The following is a 16,231-nucleotide window of genomic DNA, read 5'->3' on the forward strand; positions in this document are numbered from 1 at the left end:
TACAAGAGTATAAGCAATTACACATTATGAACTGCTACTAGCAGAAGATGTTGCTACAGATGAAGCGGCAATCGTTGCCATCATGGCTGCCTGTTGTGCTTGTATGAGGACTTCTATCATTGTTTGTAAACCTGTGTTAGTAGCTTTACTTTCCTCACCTTTCTGACTGACGAACAGTTGAATAGCAATAAGAATAGTTGTATCTGTATGCCAACGGAACAATTTATCCCCCTGCAATTTTTCAATAAATGCTCGAATAGAATGAATCTCTTTTTCTCCGTCCTCGAGTAACGCTAGTAGCCCGATAGCTGGGTAATGCATCTGTTTTACTTTTACCTTTTCTTGCTTTAACAAATTCCATATATTTGTACATTTTGCAACTAATAGTTCTTCCCTGACATCCTTCTTTAGTGAAAGAATATGACTCAAAAATTGAAGATCATTCCCTTTACGCAAACCAGCTGTCGCTAGTTTCTGATAAAGACGTTCCACTCGGTCCATAAGTGTTTCTACATGCTCTGATTGTCCTGCTAATAAAACTGCGAGCGGATAATCATTTGTACTTGTAAGAAAGAGGTGATCCTTTTTCATGCGTTTATATACTTGCATCGAACGCTGAATATGTGTGTCATGCTGTTCATTTTCTTCTGTTAAAAGCACAGCTGCTGCGAGATAAGTAAATATACTCCGGCTAAAGCCACCAGTGACCAATTGTTCATATAAATCTAAAAACTTCCGAAAAGCTTCCTTGTAATCTGTAAAGTGAATATCTAATGTTGCGGCCACTACAAAACGATGATAAGACTTTAAGTATGAAAACATCCCTACCTGATTCTTAATATAACTACTAATTTCTAAAAAACGTCCGAGATCAAACAATTTATCACTACCTGCATACATAGCAGCAATCATCATTCCTGTTCGAGAATCACTCGTTTTCCATTTTAGTTCTCCCTTTAACTGTACATATGTATGTTTATATTGCTCCAACTTTTGCTCTAATGTAATCATAGTATTCACCCCTATTTCTAGTTCTTCTCTATCATTATACATATATTCCATATTTAGGAATACTACAATTAATAATCACACCATAAAAATTATAAAATTCTCTTATCCTTCTTCATCAGCACCACGATGATAATCCCTAATCCTTCAAGAAGTTATACAAAAAAGGTAGATAATAATTTATCTACCTTTTTTGTATATATTATTTAACATTACAACTGTATCGCTTGTTATATGCAATTAAGACTAGAGAGCTTTAATAATACGTTCCATCGCTTTCATTTGCCCAATATGATCAGCTTCATGATAAAGCATCATACCGTAAAGCTCCCCTACTGTTTCCAATCCTAGGAATGGCTCTGGCAGTTTATTTTCAAATGCTTCTGCTGGAATTTCGTTAATACGTTTTGCTTGTTCTTTTAATTGAGCCGTTAACACTTCTAACGATGGTCCTTCTGTTTTCCATTTAGATGGTCGTGATCCATACCCAAACATACCTGGATATTCAGTTGGTAATTGTTTGAATTCTTTTCCAAACATGAAAACTTCTGCTGCTGTTAACACGTGACCGATATGCCAACGAATTGTATTGTTAAAACCCTCTGGCTGCGTATCCGCAGTTTTATCATCTAACGTTTCCATAAATTTAAGTAACGCCCCGCGCGTTATTTCAAATTGTTTTAAACCCACTAGTCTATTCATTTTATCGTTCCCCTTCTTGATGTACAATTTATTATGAACTAATAATGTTCAACTTATTAAAGTTTCACCTTGTTTAATCTATCAGAAACAAATAAGAAATACATCTAATATGCTTATTAAAAATAATAAAAAGGTTCACTCCTCGTAAATATAGAATTACTTACTATGTAAATAAAAGAGGAGTGTACTTGCATGTTACATATTTTAAAACAACAATATAATCTTATTAGCTCTACAAGAGAAACTCTATTTTCGTTTTTGGAAGAAATCCCAGTAGAAAAATTACATAGCACAGTTCCTAATTTCGGAAGCGGTAGCATTATAAAGACTCATATTCATGTAGCCGATTGCTATCAATACTGGCTTGGATCATTCGCATTCAAGCAAAAAAGAGCAGATTTTTCATTTGCTAGCGATTACGAAATTGAGCATGCAGATGTGGAAAAAGTCCGTGCTAGATTTAAGTTAGTAGACGAAACTGTACAACGTTTTTTAGATGAATACAATGACCGTTGGCTCGAAAATATAGCAAATGAAGTGAAATGGCAAAAAGAACCTTGGAGCACAACTCCGCTATGGCTTTTAACTCATACGGAGACGCATGAATTTCACCATAAAGGACAAATTGTATCTATGGCTCGTCACCTTGGATACAATCCTCCTGATACAGACCTTAGTTAATTCAATGGTCCATGATTACCGAAAAAATTAGAATGAATACAAATCGAGCATATTTTGAAATACAATCAAAACATGCTCTTAAAATATTCTATCTTACAATCTCCATATCCTCATCAATACCAAATAGTCTCAGCATAATTATATGCATCACTATTTGGTATTGCATGTTTCCCCTGCGCTTGTGCCTTTCTTGGATCTAAGTCATATACCATTGGCGTATAGCATGATGTTTGCCCTTTATTTACAACACCATTTCCTCCAGCACTTCCACAAGTGTATGCCTTTCCATCTGTTTTTCTAACAATCCTTGCATCAGCTTCGTTATTATAAACTGCCAGGCGAGTTACAGTAACTTTTGCCCACGCTGTCTTACACGTCGTGCTAAATTTTAATTCCACATAAGAATTTGAATCAATCCACTTCTTTTCTTTCGTTACTGCAGATTGATCACAGCTGTTATAATAAGGACTTTTCCCATCATATGAATGGTCTTCTGCGTATACTTTATCGCTATTAGTCGCGCTAAACATACTAGTTACAACGAGTAAAGATAGCAATAAACATGCACTCGTCTTTTTTAAAAGTTTCATATCATTTCACTCCTTTATTAATAACGTGCTGTTTTCCCGTAACCGTTATTAAACGTAACTGCTTCAGCATCTGCTGTGTATCCGAAATCAGCAGTTAAATCAAATACCATTCCTGTATAAGTGCTCGTTTGACCTGTTTTTATTGTGCCGTTCCCCTGATTAGAAGTAACTGATTTTTGGAATACACCATTTTTGTATTTATTCACAACAGCGTACGCGTACACTCCTCCCGAAACAGCTGGTGCTGGTTGATTTAAAACAAACTTAGCCCATGCTGCATGACATTTATTACTGTAACGTAAATACACTGTCCCTACTTTTTTACTACCTTCATATACAGCTGTAGATTTTGCATTAAATCCATCTGCATCACACGTCGTACTTCCCCCGTATACTTTCGTTGTTGCTGGATTTTTCCCATCATAATAACTACTTAAATCAGTAGCTGCAAATGTACTTCCTTGAAAACTAAATAATACACCTATACTTGCCGCACTTAACACGCATACTTTCATTAACTTTTTAAACATTTTAAATTCCTCCTCACAATAAGTACGTATACTAAAGACAAGCTATACTGCTATGTAAGTCCTCCTTTCACGCTTCCTAGAGGCATCTTACAGAAACGAATAAACGTTGTAAATTCCCTTATGATTATTGGAATATACGAAGAATTTTACTTATCCTTGTAAGAAAAAAAGTTGAGAAATACACATTTTATAGCATTCTATATTTAAAACATAAAAGAACCGATACTTGTTATATTCAAGCATCGATTCTTTATACAAAATTGCCATTTTTTCTTTTATATAAAATAAATATTTCTCCACTTAATCCGTTACAAAAAACTCCCTCGTTACATCAATAAATTGTCGCAGTGGCACTGTCATCCATTTGTCTTTATGCCAAGCGATTTGTGTATAAATTGGAGATATTGTTTCGTTTAACATTAACTCCTTTAACGTCCCTTCCCGTATATCTTTTTCTACTACTATCGCTGGTAAAACGGCTATACCTAAATCTGCAATAACACATTGTTTAATTGCTTCAACACTAACAAATTCAATTTTATTTGCTGGATATACATCTTCCCAGCGAAATAGCTCTTCAAATAAAGTCCGATACGAGCAGCCTAATTCTGTTAGTAAAAGTGTTTCACTCTCTAAATCTTTTATAGAAACTGAAGGTTGTTCAAGTAAACGATGCATAGGAGCAGCTACTACTTTTAATTCTTCTTTCATAAGTGGTTCCACATGTAAAACATCTTCTGTTTTACATTCGTCCAAAATAAATGCAAGATCTACTTTCCCCTCCATCAATTGTTCCTTCGCATCTTTATTGGAGTGTGCTGGTTTAAATATAAGTTTTATTTGAGGAAATTGTGCTTTAAACTTCTTTAATATAGAAGGCAGTCTGTATGTACATTGACTTTCTTGTGCACCAATTATTAACGTACCTGCTATTTCTTCATCATCTTTCACAGCCATTTTCGCTTCGTTACTGAGTGCAATCATCTTGTCGGCATATAGTTGAAACTTCCTACCTGCTTCAGTTAAGAAAAGACGTTTCCCTAATCTCTCAAATAGTGGTGTACCGAGCTCAGCCTCTAATGTTTTAATTTGTGCTGTAACGCTCGATTGGGCAAAGTTTAATTTCTTCGCAGTTTGTGTAAAGTTCAAAGTATGTGCCGCTACTTTAAATGTAATTAACTGTTTTATTTCCATTTATCATCCCTCTTTTCAATCGATATTTTCGATTGATTCCATCGAAATAATCCTCTTTGTCTATTGATATTTGTATTGTATGATAAAGAACATCTATAAACAATATAAATGGAGGTATTCCATATGAAAGCACTTTGTTTCGAAACATTCGGAGACGCTAATGTTCTACACTATAAAGAAATACACGATCCAATCATAAGTCCAAATGAAATTCTTGTCCGCACGAAAGCAATCGGATTAAACTTCGCTGATATTTATAGACGCCGCGGCGATTATCATCTTGCTGGCAATCCGCCTTATGTATTAGGTTATGAAGGAGCTGGAATTGTTGAAAAAGTAGGAGCTGACGTTACTACTATCAACCTAGGAGACCGTATTGCATTTGCGGACGTCCCATTTGCAAATGCAGAACTAGTTGCCGTTCCATCTGAAAAAGTAATCCCACTACCAGATTCTATTTCTTTTGAAACAGCCGCTTCTGTCTTATTACAAGGATTAACTGCACATTATTTAACGCACGATAGCTATCAACTAAAACAAGGTGATATAGCTTTAGTACACGCTGCAGCTGGTGGCGTCGGTCAACTTCTTATTCAAATGATTAAACTACAGGGCGGAACAGTAATTGGTCTTACATCATCAAAAGAAAAAGCAAAGATAGCTACATTAGCTGGTGCCGATCGCGTATCTTTATATAACGAAGAATGGCATACGAAAGTACTTGAAATGACTAATGGAACTGGAGTAAATGTTGTGTATGAATCAGTAGGTTCTACATTAGGGGAAAGTTTTAACGCTACTAAAATTGGCGGTACTGTCGTATTTTACGGAATGGCTGGTGGTAATCCTGCGCCAGTTGATCCGCGTATGCTTATGGATACTTCAAAAACTTTAACTGGTGGAGACCTTTGGAACGTGCTTACCACTTATGAAGAACGTAAAAAACGATCTACTCAATTATTCGATTGGATCACAACTGGAAAATTAAACATTTCAAATCCTACTACATTCTCTTTACAAGACGGTGCTCTTGCTCATGAATTATTAGAGAGCCGTAAAAGCACAGGGAAGATTTTATTAATCCCATAATTCACAAAATGAAAAGGAAGCTAGATTTCTCTACCTTCCTTTTCTTATTTCTATTTGAGATTTAATTATATTTCCACACTTTCTTTCCCTTTTGCAACATAACTCATATCTCCAACCGACTCGACTGTATATGTTCCATCTTGGTATACAATCTTCGTCACACTAGCATTTTCCACCCCAAGTTTTGTTTTGCTACTGTCTAACATTTCTATTAAGGTAGTAATCAAAAGCCCATGAACGACAACTAAAACGTTACCGCCACCATTTCCAGCAGCTTCTTCACTAATTTTATCTATCTCAGCTTTTATGCGAGTAGAAAATAATTCCCAATCTTCCGCCTGTTTTGTAGGATCTGCTACTCTAATAAGATTAATCACTTCTTGAATAGAAAACTTCATAAGTTCTTCTGGTGATGGAACGCCTGCAGCTTTTCCAACCACATCCCACATATTCTCAAGTTTTTCACCTTCAAAAATACCGAAATTTAATTCTCGCAAATCTTTTCTTTGCTCAAGTTTTAATTTTGATTGCTCACTATATTTTAATACTAAATTAGCAGTTTCAATCGCTCGGCCGCTATCACTACTATACGCATTCATAAAATGAATATCTTTTAATCCTGTTCCTAAATTTGTGGCAACTTCAACACCTTTTTCTACTAATGGAGAATCAGCCCAACCTTGCGCGCGATGATTCGTATTTAATATTGTTTTACCGTGTCTTGTAACATATAAAGTAACTGCATTCTCATTGCTATCTGTTTCTCGCTTATTCATTTCATTCTCTCCCTTTACGTTTCTATATCAATTTTACCACCTCAATTATTCATTGAGCAAAATATACGTCAGTAGATCCGCTTAATAAAAAAGCTATCTTTCTGTATATCCATACAAAAAGATAGCATCTTTTATGATTACATTTCTTAACCGTTACTCCTACTCAGCAAAAGCACTCGAATATTGTACAATTCCTTCTACACCTCGAAGAGAATTTTCTGTTAATTCCATTATCATAAATACCTCTTCAGGCACTTCAAACGGTGCTTTTATATTCCACTCACTTGCTTTCTTAAAACCAAATTTCGGGTAGTACTCTGGATGTCCCAATACTACAACTGATCCGTATCCAAGTTCTTTCGCTTTTTCTAATGCAGCTACAATCAGGTTTCCACCAATTCCTTTTTTCTGATGACCCCTAGCAACTGAAACTGGTGCAAGTGCTAACGATTCTACAGAAGTTCCATCTTGTTCTATTGTAATTTTCGATAACATAATGTGACCAACTATATCTTCATCTACCGCAACAATTGATAACTCTGGAACAAACGCGTCACATTCTCTAATACGTTTTACAAGTTCATGTTCTGTTTTATCACTAAATTCTTCCTTTAAAAATGCTTCTTTTATGACTTCTTCTGTTTTTCTATAATCATTTTTTTGTTCTTGTCTAATCGTTACCATTTTAACTTATCCTCTATTCTTTCTTATTTCTTTTTGAATTTTACGCAGTGCTTTTTTCGATCCGCGCTCAATATCGTGTTGCATTTTTCTTTCTTTATAATCAACAAATAGTGTATTTAAATCGTATCCTTCTGGATATAACTCCTTCGCTGCTACTTCTAAAGTAATACGTTTTACATTTACTTCAACGAATTCACCGTTATAATATACAACAACGTTATAAAAATTATCTTTTTCCTTATAGATGATACCAAAATCATCATGATCCAATAAATTAACACGATCGCCGATTTTGTACTCATAATGAGATTCTCTTTTTTCTTGTACAAATTTCGGTTTTCTAATTTTACTTTCATTCACTTTTTCTAATGCGTACTCTTTATTTCCCATATACTCTTTCGCTCTTTTCAGTACATGTTCTTTTACGCTCATTTTATTCGCAATCCAAAGTGCATTACTTTCTCCTGATTTTCCGATAACTAATTTATAAAGCGGCTCTAGCGTTTCACTATTAAACTGCATCGCTGCATTCATAAAGTCATCATGCATTTCTGAGAATCGTTTAATTTCTCCGTAATGCGTACTCGCAACGGTAATACATCCCGCAAAGTACAACTCTTCTAAAATAGAAATTGCAAGTGCTGCACCTTCATTTGGTTCTGTACCGCTCCCTATTTCATCAAATAAAAGTAACGTATTATTATTTGACATCCTCATAATCTCAGAAAGATTTTTCATATGAGACGAAAATGTACTTAGTGCATTTTCAATACTTTGATTATCACCAATATCTACGAATACATTTTCGAAAATAGCGATTTCTGTACCTTTATCTCCTGCAATATGAAGACCTGACATTGTAGCTAATGTTAACAATCCAATCGTTTTTAACACAATTGTCTTTCCGCCCGCATTCGGCCCTGTAATAATTAAACTACGATACTCTTGACCAATTTTAAAATGTAACGGTACAACTTGCCCTGTTAAAAGCGGATGCTTACAATTCACTAAATGAATGTAGCCATGATCGTTTAACTTCGGTTCTATTCCATCAATCGATTTACTAAACTTCGCTTTCGCAAATACCATATCATACTGACTAATTAGCTCCATGTTAATCTTTATACTATAAATGTTTTCTAACACCATTCCTGATAAAGTCGCTAAAATCTGATACTCTTCAACCGCTTCATCTGCTTTCAAACCTGCTAATTCTGCATTCAATTTCGTAACCGTATGCGGTTCTATAAATACAGTAGAACCTTTTGCCGAGGCTTCAATAATACTTCCAGCAACTTGATTTTTATAGGAAGATTTAATTGGAATCGTATAACGGTCATCCTTTTTACTAATAAAGAATTCCTGAATGAATTTCTTATTTGCACTACTATTTAAAAACTTCGTTAAACGTTCTTTTATTTTCCCATCTACAGAATCGATATTATTTCGAATTCGTTTTAACTCTTTACTTGCAGCTACATCAATACTATTTCCTTTAATTGAAAAGTTAATTTCCTCTTCAATACTTTTATATTCAGTCATTGAATTTGCATAAGAAGCTAATACTGGTGCAAAAAATTCTTTATCTAACATAAACTTTTTAATCTTTCTACACCCACGTAAAAAGTCTGAAACACTTACTAATTCTTCTGGATCTAAAATCATTCCTTTTTCTAATTTTTGAATTGTACTAGCAATATTAGAAATGCCGAAGAAAGGAACATGCCCTTCTGCATCTAATATAGCTCGTGCTTCTGTCGTTTCATTCAAGCGATTTCTCACTACTTTTATACTCGTACTCGGCTCTAATTTGTTTACTAATTCCTTACCTAATCCACTTACACAATAAGATTTCACTATATCCTTTAATTCGTTATATTGTAACTTTTCAAAAGTCATCGTATTCATTTTGTTTCTCCTCACTATGATTGATTTTTATCATAAATGAAGATACCTACTCATTAGATTCCAATGAGCTCTACATTATTTAATTACCATTTTTATACATTAAAAATATATACAAAAAAGCTGCGGGGATACCGCAGCTTTTACATTTACAAGGCATGAGTAATAACATATGAGGAAATAAGCCATAAAAAACAGATGGCAATCCCCTTATTACACGCTTTATAAAGTATTGTAGGTATCTTCATAGGTATTGAAATAAATCCATGACAAAGCTAGGGGTATGGTATACATAAAAATCCCCTGTTCTTATCTGATTTATTTCATTAAATTTTTCCTATTTAGTACCTACCGCACTCACAAAAAGCACCTCTCATTAATTTATATTATAGTCATTGAAATCTAATTTATTGAAATCATCATACTATATGTTACGTGAGAAGTAAAGGTGCCATACTTCAGTAGTACGTAACTCTACACTTCAATATTTCTTAAATTAGACCTATATTCGCTGAGGAGAAATTATAAGAAGCGCCTCCGCTATTGCGAATGTCATTTCCTTCCCCTGATACATTTAATAATTATGACAAGCAATAATAGGAGGTTTACTATATGAGTGAAGAATATAGTATTTTACATGGAACTGCTCTAGAACCAAATTTAATCGGTCCCACACTACCATCAATTCCACCATTTACATTACCCACCGGACCTACTGGAATCACAGGTCCTACCGGTGCGACAGGTTTTACCGGAATTGGAATAACTGGTCCTACTGGGGGTACAGGTCCTACCGGAATCGGAATAACTGGTCCTACTGGGGGTACAGGTCCTACCGGAATCGGAATAACTGGTCCTACTGGCGCAACCGGTTTAGGGATCCTTCCCGTATTTGGAACAATAACTTCTGAAGTAGGAATCGGTTTTTCAGCAGTAGTTAATACAAATGTTAATTTTACCATTCCAGGACCTGCTAGTGGAACTACTATAAATCCATTAAATAATTCTATTACAATTGATACCACTGGCGTGTACTCTGTATCCTTTTCAATTGTATTTGTAATACAAGCTATATCGTCTAGTATATTAAATCTTACAATAAACGATTCCATTCAATTCGCAATCGAAACGCGAGTTGGTGGTGATTCTGGGATAAGAGCTACATCCGCCAGAACTGATTTACTATCTTTAAATCAAGGGGATGTTCTTCGAGTACGAATAAGAGAAGCCACGGGTGACATTATATACTCCAATGCCTCTCTTGTTGTTATAAAGGTCGACTAACTCTTTTATTACAATAAAGATTCAGGAAAAATAAAGTGAAACTTTAATAAGCCCTCACCAATCGGACTGACCACAAATAGCGGGATAAATATGCACAATATAAAAAGAAGAGGAAAACTTATATTTCAGTCTACCTCTTCTTTTTCATCACCAAATTACTGCTGAACATATATGGAAACTGATCCTCCACTTACTTGGAATTGTCCCCAACCATCCTTATTAATTGTTACAGTATTTGTTTGATTATCCGTAATATCGTACCATACTTCCCCTGCGTTATTCTTCCCAACATCCATCCACTTTGACCCTCCTGGTCCATCAGAGATTAATGTTGCTAAACCAGAATTAGCATGTACACTATCACCTTCTCTTGTCCAGCCAATTACATCTGGATGATCAAAATAATCCCGCTGCGTACCATATGCAAAGTTTTTTCGTGCCGTCAAAATCGGATCAATTTTGTCCTTTAACGCTGGAATTTCATAGTTACTATTTCCTTTTGTACCATAGTAATCACCATAGAAAACAGAAGGATATCCCTCTGCACGCGTTAAAATAAATGCATATGCCAACGGTTTGAACCAAGGGCTCACTACAGATTCCAATGACTGACCAGGCTGTGAATCATGATTTTCAACTAGAGTAACCGCAAGTGTAGGATGATTCGCAACTACCGTTCCTTTTAAAATATTTCTCATATCATAATTCCCATTTCCTGTTGAAGCATAGTGAAAATTATAATGAAGTGGTGCATCGAACACAGATTGATTATAATTGACCTTCGCTAAATAATTATTTAAAGTCTGGATATCATTTTGCCAATATTCAGCTACTGTAAACATTTCTTTCCCCGTTTGCTGTCTAACATGATTTACCCAATCGCGCAAATATTCATGATCAATATGTTTAACAGCATCTAAACGAAAGCCATCTAAATTTAATTCCTTCGCATACCACGTTCCCCATTTTTTCATTTCATTCGCAACATCTGGATGATCAAAATCAAGATCCGCGTACATCAAATAATCATAATTCCCATTCTCGCTAGACACTTCCCAGTCCCACGCTTTACCTATGCCCCTAAATTTATAAATTCGGTTTAATTTCTTTCCTTCATCCCAATCTGTTCCGTCAAAATGATACCATTTCCATTTGAAATTAGAATAAGAATCTCCACGCCCTGGAAAGTTAAATCCTGTCCAAGCACTAATTTCATAATCACCTGATACTTCAACATTTCGATTGCTTGGGTCTACCTCAACTGCTGTGACAGTTTCTGTATAATCAGCCCCACCTTTATGATTCATAACTACATCACCGTATACATCGATGTTTTTCTTATGTAAAGCGTCAATTGCAGACTTCAATTGTGCTTTCGTCCCATATTTCGTCCGCACTGTTCCCTTTTGATTGAATTCCCCCAAATCATATAAATCATATGCTCCATATCCTACGTCATTTTGCGTAGTTCCTTTATATGCAGGTGGTATCCAAACAGATGTAATTCCTTTTTGCGCTAAATTTTCAGCATCAGTACGCAAACGATTCCAATGATCCCCATCATTCGGAGCATACCACTCAAAATACTGCATTAACGTTCCATTGTTAACTGTATCTGCATATGCTTTACTCCCCTCATATATACTAGGTAAAAACATAACAACTGACAATCCGACTATTGTTACTCTTTTAAACATCTGTACACCATCCCCTTCTAAGAAAGCGTTTGCATAGTTTATCAGAATTATTATAATATTCGTTCCACCGTTAGTAAAGTAGCAATCTCTCACTCTCCCACATTATTTTTAATCTCACTTCAAATATTCAACGTAGTTTTAATTTCACATCCTATTCAAGATTGTTTACAATTTACCTATAAAAACATAACGGAGGGATTTCTATGACAGACTTTCAAAAACAATTTTTCGCACGATTATATATAGAAGAAAAAGACACAGTTTCATTTGAAGATTTATCTAACATTATGTACGCAATGGCACAAACTGTTCCTTTTGAAAACTTAAATATTCTCGAAAAGAATTTTAAAGAAATATCAAAAGAAAATTTGAAAGAGAAAATTTTAGTAAATAACCGTGGCGGTCTTTGTTATGAACTCAATCCTACTATGTATTACTTCCTGAAAGATTCTGGATTCGATGTTCATCTCGTTTCAGGAACAGTTTATAACGCTACAAACTCCATATGGGCTGTTGATTCTGGTCATATTGCAACCGTTTTAACACATCATAATGAACTTTATTTAATTGAAGTAGGATTCGGATCATACTTACCTCTTGCCCCTGTCCCTTTCTCAGGTGAAGTCATTCACTCTGTTACAGGAGATTATCGTATTCGTAAAGAAATGACCGAAAAGGGAAACTACATTTTAGAGATGCGGAAAAACAATGAGTTCTTGGATCAATTTTCTGCTGATGATTGGACGTTAGGCTATGCATTTTATATAGAAGAAGTGGATGAAGAAAAAGCAAATACAGCACAAAAAATTATCGTTGAACATGAAGGGTCACCCTTTAATAAACTACCTCTTATTGTAAAACTAACTGAAGATGGGCATGCCTCTTTAACGAAAGATAGCCTTACAGTAGCGAAAAATGGTAAAAAAACGAAAGAAACCGTTACAGACATGCAATTTACAAACCTTTTACATTCAAAATTTGGAATTACACTATAAGTATGTAAGCCTTGTTATTTTAGCAAGGCTTTTCAATTTTCAGCAGGGATTTTTTGCAATTTGTTGTATTTCATAGTTATATAGAAATATAACTACATGTTTAGAAAGGAAATGATTATGACAGAACTTAAAGATCGATTACAAGTAGCTGATATAGAAAAATGGGATTTAACAGACATTTACCATACAATTGAAGATTGGGAAAGTGATTTTCATAAAATTGAAGTATTAACGAAGGAATTACACGAGTTTAATGGCAATATTCACGATGGCAATAGTTTATTAGCTTATTTAACGAAGAGTGAAGAAATTTCTAGCATAATATCTTTAATATTCGCTTATGCACGATTACAATCTGACCTTGATACACGCGATACTGACGCGCAATCTCTTGTCGATAAAGTATCACAATTACACGTGAAAGTAAGTGCAGCTAAATCTTTCTTTTCCCCCTTCTTACTTAGCATAGACGAAAGCACATTACATTCTTACATAGAAGAAACAGAAGGCTTACAATATTATAAAGAAGACTTATTTGAATTATATCGTTATAAAAAACACGTATTGAATAAGGACCAAGAAGCAATTTTATCACAGATGGGTGAAGCTCTTTCTTCTCCACAGCACACATTTGGTATGTTAAACAATGCAGATATATTATTTGGTGAAGTGACGACTGACGATGGAGAAAAAGTGAACTTAACACGCGGAATGTATGCAAAGTTAATAGAAGATACGAATCGTGAAAAGCGTAAAGAAGCTTATAAAGCATATTACAAACCATATGTTCAGTTAAAGAATTCCATCGCATCTACTTTATCCGCTGCTATTAAAAATAATGTTACCGTTTCGAAGCTAAGAAACTATCCATCAGCGCTAGAGAAATCATTATTTGGCGATATGGTTCCGAAAGAAGTATATGAAAACCTTATTGATACAACGAAAAAAAACATTCAAACATTACATACATACAATGAAATTCGAAAAGAAAAATTAAACGTAGATGAACTAAGACAATACGACTTAGGCGTCGATTTAGTAGAAGGTGCAAAACAAGACATCCCATATAGTGAAGCATTTGACATTATGATTGCATCACTAGCTCCTTTAGGAGAAGAATATATTGAGACATTAAAAAGTTTTAAAGATAAACAATATATAGACGTAAGAGAAACACCAGGAAAACGTTCTGGTGCTTATAACTTTGGTGTATATGGTGTTCATCCTTTCATTCTTTTAAATCATCACGATGATTTAAATAGCCTGTTCACTCTTACTCATGAATGCGGGCACGGTATGCATACGCACTATTCACATGGATACCAACCAAGAATTTCTGCACATTATTCTATCTTTGTGGCAGAAGTCGCTTCTACAGTAAATGAAGTGTTATTAATTCACTATTTATTAAAAGAAGCAAAAGAAACGAACGTGCGTAACCATTTAGTTAACCATTTTATTGAAAAATTCAAAGGTACTTTCTTTACACAAATTATGTTTGCAGAATTTGAAAAAATCACACATGAAATGGCGGAACAAGGTAAACCATTAAATGCACAAGTCTTCAGTGAAATTTATGAAAAACTATTTAAAGAATATAACGGTGATTCACTTGTATTTGATGAAGAAGTAAAATACGGATGGGCTAGAATCCCTCATTTCTACCGCCCATTTTACGTATACAAATATGCAACTGGATTCGCATCTGCCATTCAAATCGCTGATAAACTATTAAGCGGTGATCCGAATGCTCAGAAAAATTATATTGAATTCCTGAAAGGTGGAAGTTCTGATTATCCACTAAACCTATTGAAAAAAGCTGGTGTTGATTTAACTACGCCAGAACCGATTGAAAGTGCATTGAAACAATTCACTCAACTTGTTGAGGAGTTTTCAGCATTATAAAAAGCATGCAGAGTATATGCTCTGCATGCTTTTTCATTTGAATTACTCTATTCTATATGCTGCTGCGTCACACAGTGAATCATACCACCATACGCATACAATTCATTCACATAAATACCGACAATTCTTCTTCCTGGAAACTGACCTTCAATAATTTGCAGCCCTAACTTGTCATGTTCATCACCATATACAGGAACTAATACGACTTCATTACCAATATAAAAATTCAAATATGAACCCTTACAGTCTGCTTCTTTTACCACTTTTCTTGTTACTGGTACTGGAATGAGCTGAAATGGCTTTCCATCTATATTTTTCGCTTGTCGCAATTCTTGATAATGCTTTTCGTACGCCTCCAAAAGGTATGGCTCTCCTTCACCGAAAGGATCATATTCATACAGTATCGTATTTTCATTTACAAACCGTGCCGCGCCATCAATATGATAATCCGTATCTTCATCATAATTATCTTCTCCGCGTATACCAGTTATCCATATAAAATTCGTTACTCCTAAATATTTCGTTAATTCCATTTCAATTTCTTTCTGACTTAGTGTGGGATTTCGATTTTCATTTATAATAGACGTTTTCGCCGCCATTAAGGTCCCGTTTCCGTTTATCTCAATTCCCCCGCCCTCTAGACAGACACTAGATTCAACTTTTGGAATGCGATACATTTCACTTATTTTATTCGGAATATTAGCGTCTTTTTCGTACGGATATTTATTTCCCCAACCATTAAATATCCAGTGCGTTAGGCAGCGATTCCCTTCCTTATCCGTTACAAAGATTGGTCCGTTATCTCTTATCCAAATATCATCAGTTTCTTGAATTAAGAAATCAATTTTATCCATATTTACATTAGCTTCCATTAACTTCGATTGGACATGTATTTTCTCTTCTTCATCACATACAACAATATGGACATTTTCTCCATAGTGAAGCTCCTTTGCCATCGATATCCAAATATCATCTAACTTAGCTCTATAACCTTCACCTCTATGTGCTTTATCATGTGGCCATTGGAGCCATGTACCTTCATGTTTCTCCCATTCCGCAGGCATATAAAACAAACTATTTTCTATATTTCTCATACGTGTTCACCCCTTATATGAATGTACGTACAGTCTATACTTTGACATCGTGTTAAGGTCAACAGGAATATCTTCATTTACTTGTAGCAACTTTATA

The 16,231-nt window shown here is 34.8% G+C and carries 15 protein-coding genes; 5 read left to right on the plus strand and 10 right to left on the minus strand.

Annotated elements, in window-relative coordinates; all coding sequences use genetic code 11:
• Positions 1-24 precede the first annotated feature (24 nt).
• Both AC1Q8L_RS19045 and AC1Q8L_RS19050 read right to left on the minus strand, forming a co-directional pair.
• On the minus strand, positions 25-1,062 hold the full coding sequence (locus AC1Q8L_RS19045; RefSeq protein ID WP_025117957.1) for a DUF4003 domain-containing protein: 1,038 nt from the start codon (positions 1,060-1,062) through the stop codon (positions 25-27).
• A gap of 192 nt (positions 1,063-1,254) precedes the next feature.
• Positions 1,255-1,710 (minus strand): DinB family protein, encoded by a 456-nt coding sequence (locus tag AC1Q8L_RS19050; protein WP_001081119.1) that lies wholly within the window; start codon positions 1,708-1,710, stop codon positions 1,255-1,257.
• Between the two features lie 192 nt (positions 1,711-1,902).
• Between AC1Q8L_RS19050 and AC1Q8L_RS19055 the strand changes: the two genes are divergently transcribed.
• The gene (locus AC1Q8L_RS19055; protein ID WP_000902401.1) at positions 1,903-2,391 is read left to right on the plus strand and encodes a DinB family protein; all 489 of its coding nucleotides are present in this window, start codon (positions 1,903-1,905) and stop codon (positions 2,389-2,391) included.
• 113 nt (positions 2,392-2,504) lie between these two features.
• Here AC1Q8L_RS19055 and AC1Q8L_RS19060 read toward each other — a convergent pair whose 3' ends face one another.
• From AC1Q8L_RS19060 to AC1Q8L_RS19070, 3 genes are all read right to left on the minus strand, one after another.
• A complete protein-coding gene (locus AC1Q8L_RS19060) occupies positions 2,505-2,981 on the minus strand; it encodes a DUF2690 domain-containing protein (protein ID WP_000771159.1) in 477 nt (158 codons plus the stop codon).
• 17 nt (positions 2,982-2,998) lie between these two features.
• Positions 2,999-3,511: a YjfA family protein gene (locus AC1Q8L_RS19065; RefSeq protein WP_492339478.1), complete on the minus strand. Its 513-nt coding sequence runs from the start codon at positions 3,509-3,511 to the stop codon at positions 2,999-3,001.
• Between the two features lie 300 nt (positions 3,512-3,811).
• A complete protein-coding gene (locus AC1Q8L_RS19070) occupies positions 3,812-4,705 on the minus strand; it encodes a LysR family transcriptional regulator (RefSeq protein WP_000403893.1) in 894 nt (297 codons plus the stop codon).
• A 123-nt stretch (positions 4,706-4,828) separates the two neighbouring features.
• On the opposite strand from AC1Q8L_RS19070, the gene AC1Q8L_RS19075 reads away from it, so the two are divergent.
• Entirely contained in the window at positions 4,829-5,794 is a 966-nt protein-coding gene (locus AC1Q8L_RS19075) for a quinone oxidoreductase family protein (protein ID WP_000645270.1), read from the plus strand.
• A gap of 65 nt (positions 5,795-5,859) precedes the next feature.
• Here AC1Q8L_RS19075 and AC1Q8L_RS19080 read toward each other — a convergent pair whose 3' ends face one another.
• From AC1Q8L_RS19080 to AC1Q8L_RS19090, 3 genes are all read right to left on the minus strand, one after another.
• Positions 5,860-6,570, minus strand: coding sequence for a histidine phosphatase family protein (locus AC1Q8L_RS19080; RefSeq protein ID WP_001042048.1), 711 nt, complete (start codon positions 6,568-6,570; stop codon positions 5,860-5,862).
• A gap of 159 nt (positions 6,571-6,729) precedes the next feature.
• Positions 6,730-7,254, minus strand: coding sequence for a GNAT family N-acetyltransferase (locus AC1Q8L_RS19085; RefSeq protein WP_000256462.1), 525 nt, complete (start codon positions 7,252-7,254; stop codon positions 6,730-6,732).
• A 6-nt stretch (positions 7,255-7,260) separates the two neighbouring features.
• Positions 7,261-9,162, minus strand: coding sequence for an endonuclease MutS2 (locus AC1Q8L_RS19090; protein WP_072939237.1), 1,902 nt, complete (start codon positions 9,160-9,162; stop codon positions 7,261-7,263).
• Between the two features lie 609 nt (positions 9,163-9,771).
• On the opposite strand from AC1Q8L_RS19090, the gene betA reads away from it, so the two are divergent.
• Positions 9,772-10,443: a collagen-like exosporium glycoprotein BetA gene (gene betA / locus AC1Q8L_RS19095; RefSeq protein ID WP_065229147.1), complete on the plus strand. Its 672-nt coding sequence runs from the start codon at positions 9,772-9,774 to the stop codon at positions 10,441-10,443.
• 155 nt (positions 10,444-10,598) lie between these two features.
• On the opposite strand, the gene amyS is transcribed toward betA, so the two are convergent.
• Positions 10,599-12,140 (minus strand): alpha-amylase, encoded by a 1,542-nt coding sequence (amyS, locus tag AC1Q8L_RS19100; RefSeq protein WP_000476898.1) that lies wholly within the window; start codon positions 12,138-12,140, stop codon positions 10,599-10,601.
• Between the two features lie 203 nt (positions 12,141-12,343).
• On the opposite strand from amyS, the gene AC1Q8L_RS19105 reads away from it, so the two are divergent.
• Positions 12,344-13,135: an arylamine N-acetyltransferase family protein gene (locus AC1Q8L_RS19105; protein ID WP_000129219.1), complete on the plus strand. Its 792-nt coding sequence runs from the start codon at positions 12,344-12,346 to the stop codon at positions 13,133-13,135.
• A 117-nt stretch (positions 13,136-13,252) separates the two neighbouring features.
• Positions 13,253-15,040: an oligoendopeptidase F gene (gene pepF / locus AC1Q8L_RS19110; protein ID WP_025117953.1), complete on the plus strand. Its 1,788-nt coding sequence runs from the start codon at positions 13,253-13,255 to the stop codon at positions 15,038-15,040.
• A 47-nt stretch (positions 15,041-15,087) separates the two neighbouring features.
• Here the strand turns inward: pepF and AC1Q8L_RS19115 are convergent, their stop codons facing one another.
• Entirely contained in the window at positions 15,088-16,134 is a 1,047-nt protein-coding gene (locus AC1Q8L_RS19115) for an agmatine deiminase family protein (protein ID WP_001244187.1), read from the minus strand.
• Between the last annotated feature and the right edge of the window lie 97 nt (positions 16,135-16,231).

It is taken from the genome of Bacillus sp. GW823-FHT06A11 (assembly GCF_058795355.1).